The following is a 13,120-nucleotide window of genomic DNA, read 5'->3' on the forward strand; positions in this document are numbered from 1 at the left end:
CCTTCATTTTTTTGCGTTAGGTGCTACAGTTTTTTTACTCGCAATAATATTGGCGGCAGTACCGGTTTGATCTTGCCAAAAATCCATCTCTTGATATTTCATAAATAAGTCAGGCGGTAAAATACTGCGTCTACTTTTGTATTCCACTTTCCGCTTAACGCTGTGCAAACCTTTGACCCCAAGATTGTGGTCAAACTCATTTTCAGCATAGTCGACATGATTAAAATCGTGCTCAAATTGTGGTTCGCCAATAAAACGATAGATTAATTCCAGCGTGCGGGTCGGATGCTGGGTAAGCAGATCATAATCCACTAATAGCAAGCGATCAGAAAACTCGCCGTAATAGGCTTCCTTGAGCGCCATCCATGCACTTCCAACCGCGCCACCGGCATTGATTAACGAGTCGCAGCGGCTATAAACCGTCTGACGCGAGGCCGCATTGAACATACGGCTGTAATCAAAAGGGTTTTTACGATAAATCACTTCAAAACTATCCATAATCCAAGCCGGATTACGCACACAACAAATCACTTTAAAATCGTCAACCAACTCTACCAATTGGTGTAAACGGGCAGTCCAGTGACGGTTAGTGTCGAAAACCACCGGATGGCTTTTATCTTGGTAATATGCGTCAATTAATGCCCGACAAATGACCTTACGTTTATGTTCATCGAAAAATGAATAGGACTCACTACCTGCCCCCATCTGTTCGAGGGCGCCATTCACAAGCCCTGCCACAGGGCTACTCATAGCCGCATGAAAGCGTGGATTTTGCCGAAGTATACCCGCGAGCAGCGTCGAGCCTGCACGCGGTAAACCTGAAATAAAATGTAATTTGTTTGGCATCAATGTGACTTACTAATTAAAAATATTTATTAAAAAAACTTCCCGGCAAAAAAATGCCGGAAACCATTCATCAATTAATTGCGTGCCGGAAATACACCGTAAAGGGCAATGCAATAATTCAGGGCTATAAACGGCTGACGGTTTTCATGAGCCTGACCACCACCACTAATACCTAATGTCTGCGGTGCCATAGCGGTATTTAACGTACCGGGTGCTGCCTGCATATAATTGACAAAACCACCACTACGGCCATCCTTCGCCAGATAGGTGTTAGCTGCCGGAGAAGGCAAAGTACCCGGATTATTCAAACCGGTCAGCGTATGGTTATGCGCAGGCATTTCAGTAGCAAGCAGGGTTACATCATTCTCGCCAAACGGTTCGCCCCAATCCCAGGTTCTCAGCCCGGGCCCCTGACCTACGCCCGCAACGACCTGCCCCTGCAAATTAGGCAATTGGAACGTGGTTGTCCCATTGCCACCGTAAGTAATTCCAATAATTGAAAACAATGCGGTGTTACTTGCGATTGACAATATCTGACCATTACACAGCGCCCAATTGTGGGGAGCGAAGCTGAATGGCAACAAACGGATTTCACCAATAAATGGATCCATAATTTCGCTCCTTAATTACGCGATGGGAAAATGCCTTCAATACACATGATGTAATTTATCGCTGTGGTAGGCATGATGTTATTGTGTGGTTGTGTTCCCCCGGTAGGCTGCACACTGGCCGCATTCATAACCTGGGGATCGGCACCGGTAGACGGCAAAGGAGCATAAATATTATCGGTATTACTGTGGGCAAAGACATTACCCGTAGGGCTGGGTGATGTGGAGGAACTTGCTGTACTCGCCGAAAAACTATGGCTATGTGAAGGTATTTGCGACGTCAATAAGGTCACAGATTCAACACCAAATTGCTGGCCAATAATGCGGGGAGTAAGGCCTGGGCCATTGCCCTGCCCAACCGGCAGCCGGCCGCGTAAATCAGGCATCTGGAAAGTAGTGACTCCATCGCCACCGTATGTCGTTCCAATCAGTGCGAAAAGCGTAGTCTGCTCGCTAATACTTAATAGCTGACCCGCGCACAACAACCAACCTCTCGGTGCATAGCTACCCGCAAACAGGCGAATATCACCAATATAAGCATCCATAGTGATTCTCCTCTAGTTACGTGAAGGGTAAATGCCTTGAGTGGCAATGCAATAATTCATCACCAGTGAAGGCTGGCAGTTCTCATGGGGTTGATTACCGCCGGTATTGGATACCGTTGCAGGATCCAATGCCTGCAGGCTTGAGGCTGGCTCATACAAATTGACATCGCCCGTTGCGTTCTTGGCAGCGGCAATATTATTGCCTGCAAACAACGTGGTATCGCCTGCCGTAGAAGAGGCCACCACAAGGTGATTGTGCACTGGCAGGTTGTTGGGTACTAGGGTTACATTTTCTGCACCCGCCTTACTACCTTGGAGTAAACCCGCAGCAGTATTCGGGTGAACCGGCGCACGGCCACGCAAATCAGGCAACGCAAAGGTATTGACACCGTCGCCACCGTAGGTCGTACCCAATAACGAAAAAAGCGCTTGATTGGAATTGATTGGCAATAATTGCCCGGCACACAAAGTCCAATACTTAGGTGCCCAGTTGTATGGGAGAAGCTTAATTTCTCCGAGAAAAAAATCAGACATCCATTACTCCTTGATAAAAGTAAACCTGTCTAAACATCATCAGGTTGATTACACACGCTTTCCTCTTCCCTCAAAGCAAAACAACACTACCTATGGTGATGGCCACGATAGCCACTCTTGTGTAGGTGATATTTCAAAAGGTAAGAAACCCAAGCGAAGATATAACTGTTTCGCACGCATATTTTGCCGATCAACGCTTAGACTCACACTCGCCTCTTTTGCTTGGGCATAGGCTTTTACCGAGTCCAAAATGACTGAACCATAACCATAGCCACGAAATTGCGGCGCGATGACAAAGTCGACGATATGGACACCGTTAGTCGATGGATTAAGTATGATTTTGCCAATAGAAATTGATTGATATTCAATGATTAGAGTCACAGCTTGAGGATATTGGGCTGCGTAACCCGCTTGTTGTAAGCGGTATTGTTGTTGCACTAATAGCTCTCGTTGCTGTGGGGAAAGCGGTAATAGAGACAGTTCCGCCCTTGCAGAACAAAATAGTGTAAATACAAAAGCATCGTCATTTTTATGCGCGTAACGCAATGAATAGGCTTTAGGTAATACTATGTCTTCTACCATCAAACACATTCCCTGTAATAATTAACTCTGGCAGCGCTGTATAGTTCATTAATTCGCCGTGGCAGCTCGGGGGCACCGAGCAAAACTCGACAAATCGAATGACAGGTTTAAAGACCGACTCAGGGGAATGCGTTCGCAGAATAAAACGGCTAACGGCTTGGAAGTACATGATTGCATTTTCCATCCCTAGAATAAAAACGTTAACTTTCCGATATTTTTTAAATATACACCGTTGGCTAAAGCTAGTTTACGTTACTCTAAAATACAAGACGAATGTTAATTTTTGGTTTCAAAAAGGTGAAGATTAGACCAGTTGCAATAGCTGTGGATCTGTTCTTTTTGCTTAGCCGTAAAAAAACTTTGCTTAGATTGTGAATCAGCCATAAAGGGTTGCGTGGCTGTTTTAGAGTGTATTAACTGGCATTGTTCGACTTGACAGCACTCTTCTTGAGAGAGATCCAACGAAAACCAGTTTGCGATTTTATTCGCTATCGCGGGTAACAACTCCCGATAATCCACGACCATCACTTGGCTACACTGACTCATCTCTAAGCCATAATCCAATAACAAGCGCAATACCTTGCATTGATACTCCAGTATCGACTCCTCCTCTGGTACTGATAATTCACGGAATAAAGGTCGAGATGGTTGTCGCACCATATGATATCCAGCAGACTTTTGCTGTGAGGCTAAGATCTCGACGGGGTCTCTAAGTAGCAATAACACAGGAACTTGAGGATAAAGTGATAGGATCAAGGGCCAAAACTGCAAATCCCACGCATTCCATTTAATCAACAAATGCTGTTCAGGATGAAACAACTGACCTTGAGTGTTAATGCAAAATGTTAAAGCCGCACGTCTTTGTGTGTCTGATAGGCTCCCGTCCAGTAACACTTGAGTCAGCAAAGGCGATTCAGATAACACCCTGCATTTAGATAACCCCGCAAAACTGCGCGACACTAAGGTAGAGCCACAGCGGGAGAGGTGAAATATGAATCCGGCAGGCTGCACTTGTTCTACTAGTCCCGAAAGATTTGACGCAGGTAAGAGAGCGGTTTTAGGTTTGATCAAGGCTGACAATAACTGACCCCGCACGGCAGAAATATGCTCCGAGTAGAATGGGCGAATCGGTTTTTCTGCGGCGGACATCCACTCTAATACTCTGCGTTTAGGGTCATAGTCTGCTGGCGCCCAAAACTGGCATAAAAGGGAAAAATCTGGAGCTAAAGTTTGCCGATTCCCTGCCCACAAAATCGCCAGCAACGCCTCATCACCATAATCTGGCAAACACCAAAATCGCCGCAAATATTGGCAAAACCCAACCATAGTCGTCGCCTTGCCTAGCTCTCTCAAGGCTGCGGGGTTATGGACTAACGACCAATAGCATTGTTCTGGATTCATAAGGGATACATGTTTATGTACTGCACCATACGCGGTAGTTTAGCCAGATTCGGGCTTGCGCCATGGGGCAAGGCATGGTGCCAAATGATTAAATCCCCCGCTCTAGCCGCGATGGGTTTAACTGGCCAACGTGACCAATCCTGTTGCTGTAACTCTATATCAGACTTGTTCTGGCTACGCAGCCACTCCTCTATCTTGAGGTGAAATCCAGGGACGCAACAGAATGCACCTTGTTCCGCACTGGTATCGGATAAATAAATTAACCCTTGAGTCGCAAACTTAACGGGTAGCTGTAGCGGCATATCCCAGTGCATATCCGGACCAGGGAAGTGCCAAGTTTTTGTTTCGGGGGGATTAAAGCTGACCCTATCGGTCGTCATTACCAAATCAGTTCTCTGCCACAGCTGTTCAAACACTTGGCGGATTTTGGGCTCTTGTCGGTTCGCATCGAGTTGTGGATGGCGAAACAGCTGCAGCATAATTTTCTGCATAAATGCATGGGATTGATACCAAGTCGCGGGCTCCTGTTCATTCGCATCTAACTGTTGCCAAATAAACTCCCTAGCCTGGGCACATTGCTCTGCCGAAAGCACTTGTGGGACCACTAAGTAACCTTCACGTTGCCAAAACGCAAGTTGGGCATCGCTGAGTACTTTACTCGGGTGTAATAGGCTCACTTGGGTTGGCACAGTCCCTTGGGATAAGTCACGCAAATGTTGATTAATGCCGTCAATATCCGCGGCAGTGAGTTTAGTGATCTGTCGAATAGCATTGATAAATTCTTGTGGGTTATCATATTGGTAGAGCACTTTCATGCCAGGCTCTAACCCCATGCCACAGAGATCCAGCAAGGCCTTATCTAAATGCCATTCATTAGCGAGTTCAGTGAAAGACTCACCCCGTTTACGCAGTTGTATTTTTTGCCAGAGTCGCTGTAGATGATAAATGCCTAAGCAGCTCAGATCATCACTCGCGACCAGTGCCATGTTTTGCTCTATATACTCGAATTTAACATCAGGATATTCCCCTTGCTGATAGCTAAAGCTCACTCGACTCAAAGGCTTAAGCCAAAGTGATTTTTTATATTGAGGCAAGGTCAATTGGGACTGATTTTCAGCTAACCCATGCTCTGCATACACTCGCACTTGAGTAGTGAACTTCAGAGTGACCGCTTGGGGATGAAAGTCGGGCAACAGCAAACTGCCAGCAAAGATACTGCGCTCCCCCTGAGCGAGCAGACGGGCATTGGGCAAATCGAGGCGAAATAACGGCCCTAAATAAGTAAGATCCTTGCCCTTAATATCGAGCCATGCATCCAGTTCAATCGACTCGGGAATCAAGCTGCCGCCCGCCCCCAAATAAGCCTGCAGATGACTAAAGATCTGCACCTGAGGCTCCTGCTGTAACAGGTGCTTCATGGTTTCCGAGACAATGAGATCAAAGGTTTGCTCCGACTCGGGTTGCCAAAGGCTAGCATCGGCACAGACAAATTCCCCCACTCGGTCGGCTAACTGAAAATGTTTAATCAGCTTAGCGACTTTATCTAACGAGGCTTGATGAATGTCGAGCAAAGTCACTTGCACTTGACTCGCAGAAAATAACGGCAGCAAAGGCAATAACAACCAAGCAAATGGCCCAGTACCCGCATACAAAATCCGTACAGCACGCCCAGGATTTAGCGCTAGCTTATCCTGAATCGCTTGATAAATACCCTGAATAAACACCCGCCCGCGTTCGGGATCTTCGGCGCACTGAGCCGCAGTGGTGAGTGATACAGCCTTACCAAAAGGGGTAATACTCGCCTCGGTATCCCCAAAATACTCGGGGTGAAGCTCAATTTCCGTCATGGCGCATAATTGCGCCAGCATGGGATCGATAAGTCGTTTAGCATCCCCTGCCGAAGAGGCCTGTAATAGCGCGTTGGCGAAGTGAATTAACGCTTTAATATCTGCACTCTGTCCTGATTCAAGCTCTGATCTTTGCCGCATAGACTAACTCCCTTAGCCAAGTATTCACTTCACAATCAATCACTAGGTTGATGCGTGCTTCCTGTCCTTTATTCTCGACCCAATGGACTTGGTCGGCATTGATATACCAAAGCTCTCCGGCCCGCATAGGCACACGCTTGCCATCCACATAAAAATTTAACGCATCATTGGTTTGCAGTGGTAAGTGTAACCTTGCTTCACCCTGTGCTAAACAGAGCCCTATATCTCTATGGGGTTTAATCTCAGCGCCCGAATGTAAGCGCATCAAGCGCACGGATTTCACCGGACAGGCTAAAGATTGGATCACACTGAGTAGCGCAGGGCTAGATTCGAGGCAAGGCAGATCTTGCCACTGTGATATTTCAGTGATGGAGAAGGCTTGCAAGATAGGATGTGCGACTTGATACTCGGCGGCGCAGCGCAAGGCGAGCACATCCCAACCCCCTCGATGCCCTTCACGATAATCACGGTGATTCACATGGGACAACCAATTTTGTCGCAGCAAAGCCGTTAGCTCTTGCTGTAAACTATGGGGGTTTGAAACTCGATCTAATAGGGCAAAAGAGCAGATATCCATATCCAAGTGTCTTATTTTTAGGCAAAAAACGAATTACCCAAGCCTAGCACAAAGCGTTCAGCATACAAGATATACTGATTTCCCCCCCTGTAGACACTCAGCTTGGTCTGCTTAACAACACAGGAAATACCATGTTTGACTGGAAGACGATTGATACTGTACTACTCGATATGGATGGCACGCTCTTAGATTTGCACTTCGACAACCATTTTTGGTTGAGCCTAGTGCCGCAGGAGTTGGGCAGACAGAGGGGAATAAGTCACGACCAAGCACAGCAATTAGTGGTCGATGCCTATGGTAAAGTGGCGGGCACGCTCGATTGGTATTGTCTCGACTATTGGCAGACGCAGCTTCAGCTCGATATTATGGGCCTACACCGCACTTTGGTTGACCGCATTCAGCTGCGCCAAGATAGCATGCCCTTCCTCGATGCCCTAGCCACAGCGGGGAAAAAGCGGATTTTAGTGACCAATGCCCACCCTAAGAGTCTTGCCCTAAAGCTTGAACATACCGAGCTTGCGACAGGTTTAGATGCCATGCTCTCAAGCCATGAAACGGGTTACCCTAAGGAACATCCGCAGTTTTGGCGGATCCTATTTGAAAAATTTGATTTAAATCCAAGTCGCTGTCTCTTTATCGATGACAGTGAACCTATACTCAATGCTGCGCGCCTCGCTGGGGTGGCCCATCAACTGGGGATCAGCAATCCCGACAGCCAAAAGCCGCTCAAAACCTTTAATGATTTCCCCGCGATTGACGATTACCACTTGCTCTTGGATGATCTTCGCCGCTAGTACCGAATTGACTCCCATAAAAAAGGCACCGCGGGGTGCCTTTCTTGCTGTTCTTATCAACAGAGGCTTAGAGCCCAGGAATTCGCCCTTGATAAACCACAGGGAAATAGCCATCACTCGCACGTTTACCTAGCATGCTTAAGGAGTTGCGCATATCTTCTGGTTGCTCGGCCGTTTCTTTAATCTTAGCCGCAACCTTAAGCATATTGCCTTCATCCAACTGCAGAGTGCCGACAATCCCTAGCTGGTTTTTGGCTTCATCTGTGGCTAATTGCGCTTTACCGTCAACACAACTTAGGCCGAGTTCGATATTACCAAGAGGGTAATCGCCAAATTGGTTCTTCACATTGGTTTGATTTAAAAACAGTTTGCCCGTTAACTGCTCACACCAAGGCTTGCCCTGTTCTAGGGTTTCAACCAGCAGACTCACCTCCCCTTGGATCTCGGTCCTAAAGGGCAGCTTGGCATTGCCAATCAAGAAACTATCGGGCGCCTCAAAGCGTAAACCCTGGGCGCTAATGCCGCCCATGGACCAAGTCACTACCCCTTTGGCACTCACAGGTGTAGCGCGGCTACCAACTTGAACATCGATGCTCACTTTACCTAACAACAATGCCCATGGGCTAAGCTCCCACCGCACTTGCTCGAGTTGTCTTTGCTGTAAGTTCAAGCTCTCAATACTGCCGGACCAAATACTGCCGCTCACCCCCGATACGCTCATGTTTGCAGATAACGGTGCTAGACTCAGCGCGATATTGGCAGGGAATAATGCCACTAAAAAAACTAAATAAATCAGTACGCCTATGATGATTTTCTTTATCAAACTCACAACTACACCTTACCTATTGCGCTAATTGGATGCGTCTAACTTTGACATAACCTGGCGCGTCGGCCTCCGCCAAATCCACACTTTCAAGGGACAGACCCTTTGTTTGCACTAGCTCGCCGAGGTAACCGAGTAAGGCATCGAATGGCACATCGTCCATCCACACTTGGATCTTATCGCCCTGGGGCTGCATGCGAGTGATCACTAACCCATAGTTGCCCGCAGTTTGGTTAACGACCGAACTTAAACTCCCCGAAGCAGTAGGTTTGACCCCGGCTTGCTTAAGGCCTGCGATTTTATTGGCCGTCTGTTTGACGTAGTTTAGGGTCTGTTGCTGCGCACTAAGATTACGCAGCGCATCCGCCTCAGCTTGAACTATGGGCGCCCAAATGCCCCAGTAGAGCACACCAACCACTAAAAATGCGCCACCAAACCCGATTAACTGTTGCTCACGGGATGCAAGCCCTTGCCACCAAGTCCGCAAATTATCCATCTTATTTGCTCCTCAAGGTTAAGGTGCTGGTGACTTGATCTTCACCACTATTCATAGTGCCGCCATCCAGTTGGAACCGACGCCCAACAATCTCTTTAAACTTTTCAATTTGTGCGTAGTCCTTAGCGATGACCTGCATACGGATCTCGTTGCGGGCGCTCTCAAATCTTAAGGTATTAGGTTTCAGTTCTGGCACTTGCTTAAAGGCATCCTGCAGACCATCGAGCATGGCAAAAAACTCGGCGCCGCTACCTTGCCCCTGCAGCGAGCGCAATTGGCTTTTCATCTGCGAGCGTAGGTCCACTATCCGAGCGTTCCCCGGCACCACTTGTTGATAAATCGACTCACTCTGGGCTTTCAAATCGGCAATCTGGCCGTTCACTTGATATATGGTCAGCCCTTTGTTCACTAATGCCAGCAGACAAGCGACGGCAAGCACTATCGCGGCATTTTTCCACTGGAGTAGCTGCTTACTGTACTCGCGCTTGGGTGTATACACCCCAGTGAGTAAATTAACCGGCGCATGTAAAATGCCACGGGCGAGCACTAACATGGGCAGATCTAAGGGTTGAGGTTTAAGTTCGACCCCTTCGAGGGCCATCTCGGTATAACTCGCCACTGAGACTTCCTGCCCTTTATCGACGAGTTGCTTCATCGCCACGGGTAGCCAAGGCAGAGGCAGGCTTTGCCCCGTGCCTAGACCCGTTCTCAACAGCAGTTCATTACCAAAACTCATTGCCGCCCATTGGCATTCCTGCAATGGCAAGGCTAAACAATCGGGAACGATACGTTTCACTTTTAAGCCAGCTTCGGCCAAGCAACTGAGCCAAGTTTGCATCTGCTCGTGGGCGACCGCGATCACACTTAAGGCATCGCCACTGCGTGGCCCTACGGTAAAATGCATGGCGTCCACATCATCGGCGATGGATTCCTCCAACATAAAAGGCAGTGCCTTTAGGGCTTGGCGTTGGCCTTTTTCGGGCAGATCCACACTGGTTAATGTCATTGCCGATGCAGGCACCAGCACGTCGATGGGACGATTTCCCGCCCGCTCGGTTAAGGTTGATAAACCTTGGGCGTTGGCAAGTTCGCCTGAGGCGATAATTTCTTGTTCTTGTTCGGACCAAACCAGCCAAGAGCAAGCCTGCTCTGCGGTTCTGCCTAAGCGAATAAATAGCCGTTCACTCACAGTTTTTCTCCACCAGCTTCAACCTTAAAGATTGAGCGTGTTTGCTATTATTTTTGTCCACCAAACTGACGGGTGAGCACATCCATTTTGTTGCCGCCGCCCTTTTTGAGCACACTCTCCATTCTAAAAATGGCGTTGTCGACCTTAGCGCCCGAGGCGAGGAGGAAATACTGACTGTCCACCACAAAGCTGGACTTCATCGCATCTTCCCACTTGATCGACCCCATGGAGGAGGATTCGTAAAAATCATCGATCTTGGCAAAACCATCACCGGGGCGTTGATTGATAATGCTTTCTGCCTCACCGACGGATATCTGATTATCGACCATGGCGGCGAGCAGTGCCGCTTGCTCGACTTCTAGGGTGTTGACATTGAGCAGTTGTCTATCATTCCCCGGAATAACACAAATATAAGGCAATAATTTCAGATAAATATCTTGGGTGTAACCTATCACGGCCCTTAACTCGCTGCGGTGGTTCATCAAGGTATTCGCGGCGCGATAGGGCACGTTACGGGCTTCATATTCCGCATCTTCGGCGCCATAGGGACTCGCCACTGTGTCTTCATCGATGTAATCTTTTAGGGTTTGTGTGAGATGGTCTGCACTAAAGTCATCCATCCCTAAACTCACCAACAAGGCCTTATATTGCTTCGCCGCTAACGGCAGCTTAGGCTGACCGTTTTCCACCTCTTTCGTGGTCGCCGATAGGGCATTTAAGTTAAAACAGGCACGCATGTCGGTGATCTTGCCAGCGATTTCACCGTATTCAGCCGGAAACACCACATCGGCCATCGCCCAATATTGCTGCCTGTGCACCCGACCCTCAGAGTCATCTAAATCTTGTTTTAAAATCTTCTTCGCCAGCTCTTCGGCGGAAATCGCATACCAATAGGCTTGATCGTACTGGGCTAAGTTTAAGGTTCGGCGCATCGACAACTGATTGCGACTGGTAATATTAGTGGCAATAATGACCACCATAGCCACAATCAATAGCACTACAATCAAGGCAACACCGCGCTGTTTAGACCTAGACTGGGTTCTCATTCGCGGCCCTCTGCGTCTGGATCACCGTCTCCGGAATCGCCAGAATCTGGGTCACCGGAACCATTGCCTGTTCCATTGCCTGCTCCATTACCTGAGCCGTTTTTATCTTTGTTCGCATCGTCCGGATTTTCGTCTTTATTGTCCTCATCCTTGGACTTTTCAGGTGCTGCAGCACCTAAAGGCAACAAGAACTTACGTTGGATTTTGCCTAAACCTTCAATTTCAATTTCCATGGCAATCGCCTTGGGCAGCTTAGTTGCCTCGACTTTACGCTCCCATTTATCTTCCATAAAGAAGGAGTATTCCACCGATAACACTTTATCGATAATCACAGTTTTAAGTGGCTCGGCGCCAAATTCGGGTTCTGGGTAGGGAAAATACCAACGCTCCAATCGCCCTTCCCGCACGACATAGGCCACCGACTGCAAACTACCTCGGGGCAACAATCCATCGGGATTTAACCAACCTACACGGTAAAAAACTAAGGCTTCGGACTCCGACTCTAAAATATCATTGCCGGTCTGGAACACGGTCGAACCGCGCCCTCCCTCTAGCAGCCTAGGCGTACGCACTACCATTTGCCCTAGGTCACGCTCAATGGCACCAAAGCCCTGTTGCAACGCCTTCAAGCGTACCGAGAAATTACGGGTCACTTCATCATTGGTCATGACTGTGCTTAATACCGCATTGGCGGCTAAACCTATCATGGCAAAAATCGCAATCGCGATCAGCATTTCAAGCAGGGTAAACCCCCCGTGAGCCTTAGTTTGTTTTAAGGACATAACTGCTCACTTGCGCTGCAATACGCTGATAACGCTCATCTTCACTAACGCTAATGCGGATCATCCGAAAATTATCATCCGCGGTTTTGACCACTTCTTTGCGCCAATACCAATCCTTGCCGGCCAGTTCGACTCGGCCCTCTTTTCTCCCCACATCGGGGAACTGCGGCTCGAGTCTGGCGTCCACCATCTGATTATCTGCCACCCATTGGGCCAAGGTTCGCGATTCCAGAATGGGCATATTTGCCATCTGCTCACCTAAACTCTTAGTAATAGACACCGCCGCGATAGAAAATACCGCCAGCGCGACGATCACCTCGAGTAAGGTCATACCCTTAACGTACTTCATCTGGGCGTCCTAGGGTTAAGCGGCCAAGCGCATCACCAACAACCAACACATCGATCTCACCATTATCGGTCTTTGCGATAAAGCTGAGTTCGAAGGCGCTCATTTCACCACTGGGCAGCAACAGGATCTGTGGCTCTGGGTGTTTCTTCTTATCCTCGGTCGAAGGCTCTATCAACGGTTCTTCGAACCAAGATTCGTCGCTTTCATCCTCTTGCACTAAGGGCAAACCATCGAGCACCAGATTGAGGGTTACGCCTGGATCCATTTGTTTTTCAGACAGTATTCTGTCTTTCTCCAGCGGATTCCATTTACTGTCTTTATAATACACAAACTGATAGCTGGTTTTTTCAACCACAATACCGACGAAATAGCCGCTCAATACGGTTTCATCGAGCACTAATTCGGTGGCGGCAATAAACTGCTGTGCCGTTCTCTCTAGCGCCTTTTGTGGCCCAGAACTACTAATAGACATAGTCACCGCAGCAGCGGTGAGTCCCATCAGCAGGATCACCAGCATCACCTCCATTAAGGTGAAGCCGGCGTGGCGCAGTTTTAACATC

General features: G+C 48.2%; 16 protein-coding genes. 1 reads left to right on the top strand and 15 read right to left on the bottom strand.

Annotated features, from left to right (window positions below):
* Positions 1-3 precede the first annotated feature (3 nt).
* From COW15_RS13605 to COW15_RS13640, 8 genes are all read right to left on the bottom strand, one after another.
* Positions 4-846 (bottom strand): sulfotransferase, encoded by an 843-nt coding sequence (locus tag COW15_RS13605; protein WP_293633062.1) that lies wholly within the window; start codon positions 844-846, stop codon positions 4-6.
* 74 nt (positions 847-920) lie between these two features.
* A complete protein-coding gene (locus tag COW15_RS13610) occupies positions 921-1,457 on the bottom strand; it encodes a tail fiber protein (protein ID WP_293633063.1) in 537 nt (178 codons plus the stop codon).
* An 11-nt stretch (positions 1,458-1,468) separates the two neighbouring features.
* Positions 1,469-1,999, bottom strand: coding sequence for a tail fiber protein (locus tag COW15_RS13615; protein WP_293633064.1), 531 nt, complete (start codon positions 1,997-1,999; stop codon positions 1,469-1,471).
* Between the two features lie 12 nt (positions 2,000-2,011).
* Positions 2,012-2,533: a tail fiber protein gene (locus COW15_RS13620; RefSeq protein ID WP_293633065.1), complete on the bottom strand. Its 522-nt coding sequence runs from the start codon at positions 2,531-2,533 to the stop codon at positions 2,012-2,014.
* Between the two features lie 90 nt (positions 2,534-2,623).
* Complete coding sequence (locus COW15_RS13625; RefSeq protein WP_293633066.1) at positions 2,624-3,115, bottom strand: GNAT family N-acetyltransferase; 492 nt, start codon at positions 3,113-3,115, stop codon at positions 2,624-2,626.
* A gap of 276 nt (positions 3,116-3,391) precedes the next feature.
* Positions 3,392-4,516: a sulfotransferase family protein gene (locus COW15_RS13630; protein ID WP_293633067.1), complete on the bottom strand. Its 1,125-nt coding sequence runs from the start codon at positions 4,514-4,516 to the stop codon at positions 3,392-3,394.
* Positions 4,513-6,504 carry a phytanoyl-CoA dioxygenase family protein gene (locus COW15_RS13635; protein ID WP_293633068.1) on the bottom strand — a complete coding sequence of 664 codons (1,992 nt, stop codon included), beginning with the start codon at positions 6,502-6,504 and terminating at the stop codon, positions 4,513-4,515. The genes COW15_RS13630 and COW15_RS13635 overlap by 4 nt, the downstream gene beginning before the upstream one ends.
* Entirely contained in the window at positions 6,482-7,081 is a 600-nt protein-coding gene (locus COW15_RS13640; protein ID WP_293633069.1) for an aspartyl/asparaginyl beta-hydroxylase domain-containing protein, read from the bottom strand. The genes COW15_RS13635 and COW15_RS13640 overlap by 23 nt, the downstream gene beginning before the upstream one ends.
* Positions 7,082-7,212: 131 nt before the next feature.
* Between COW15_RS13640 and yrfG the strand changes: the two genes are divergently transcribed.
* Positions 7,213-7,875, top strand: a complete 663-nt coding sequence (yrfG, locus tag COW15_RS13645; RefSeq protein ID WP_293633070.1) for a GMP/IMP nucleotidase — start codon at positions 7,213-7,215, stop codon at positions 7,873-7,875.
* Between the two features lie 67 nt (positions 7,876-7,942).
* On the opposite strand, the gene COW15_RS13650 is transcribed toward yrfG, so the two are convergent.
* Genes COW15_RS13650 through gspH form a run of 7 tightly spaced genes read right to left on the bottom strand, consistent with a single transcriptional unit; the run spans position 7,943 to position 13,119 of the window.
* Entirely contained in the window at positions 7,943-8,704 is a 762-nt protein-coding gene (locus COW15_RS13650; protein ID WP_293633071.1) for a type II secretion system protein N, read from the bottom strand.
* A 13-nt stretch (positions 8,705-8,717) separates the two neighbouring features.
* A complete protein-coding gene (locus COW15_RS13655; RefSeq protein ID WP_293633072.1) occupies positions 8,718-9,194 on the bottom strand; it encodes a type II secretion system protein M in 477 nt (158 codons plus the stop codon).
* Position 9,195: 1 nt separating this feature from the next.
* Complete coding sequence (gene gspL / locus COW15_RS13660; protein WP_293633073.1) at positions 9,196-10,383, bottom strand: type II secretion system protein GspL; 1,188 nt, start codon at positions 10,381-10,383, stop codon at positions 9,196-9,198.
* A gap of 47 nt (positions 10,384-10,430) precedes the next feature.
* Positions 10,431-11,429 (bottom strand): type II secretion system minor pseudopilin GspK, encoded by a 999-nt coding sequence (gene gspK, locus COW15_RS13665; protein WP_293633074.1) that lies wholly within the window; start codon positions 11,427-11,429, stop codon positions 10,431-10,433.
* Positions 11,426-12,211 (bottom strand): type II secretion system minor pseudopilin GspJ, encoded by a 786-nt coding sequence (gspJ, locus tag COW15_RS13670; RefSeq protein ID WP_293633075.1) that lies wholly within the window; start codon positions 12,209-12,211, stop codon positions 11,426-11,428. Before gspJ ends, gspK begins: the two co-directional genes overlap by 4 nt.
* Complete coding sequence (gene gspI, locus COW15_RS13675; protein WP_293633076.1) at positions 12,192-12,560, bottom strand: type II secretion system minor pseudopilin GspI; 369 nt, start codon at positions 12,558-12,560, stop codon at positions 12,192-12,194. The genes gspJ and gspI overlap by 20 nt, the downstream gene beginning before the upstream one ends.
* Complete coding sequence (gene gspH, locus COW15_RS13680; protein ID WP_293633077.1) at positions 12,547-13,119, bottom strand: type II secretion system minor pseudopilin GspH; 573 nt, start codon at positions 13,117-13,119, stop codon at positions 12,547-12,549. Before gspH ends, gspI begins: the two co-directional genes overlap by 14 nt.
* Between the last annotated feature and the right edge of the window lies 1 nt (position 13,120).

Source organism: Shewanella sp. CG12_big_fil_rev_8_21_14_0_65_47_15 (genome assembly GCF_002783505.1).
Classification (GTDB): domain Bacteria; phylum Pseudomonadota; class Gammaproteobacteria; order Enterobacterales; family Shewanellaceae; genus Shewanella.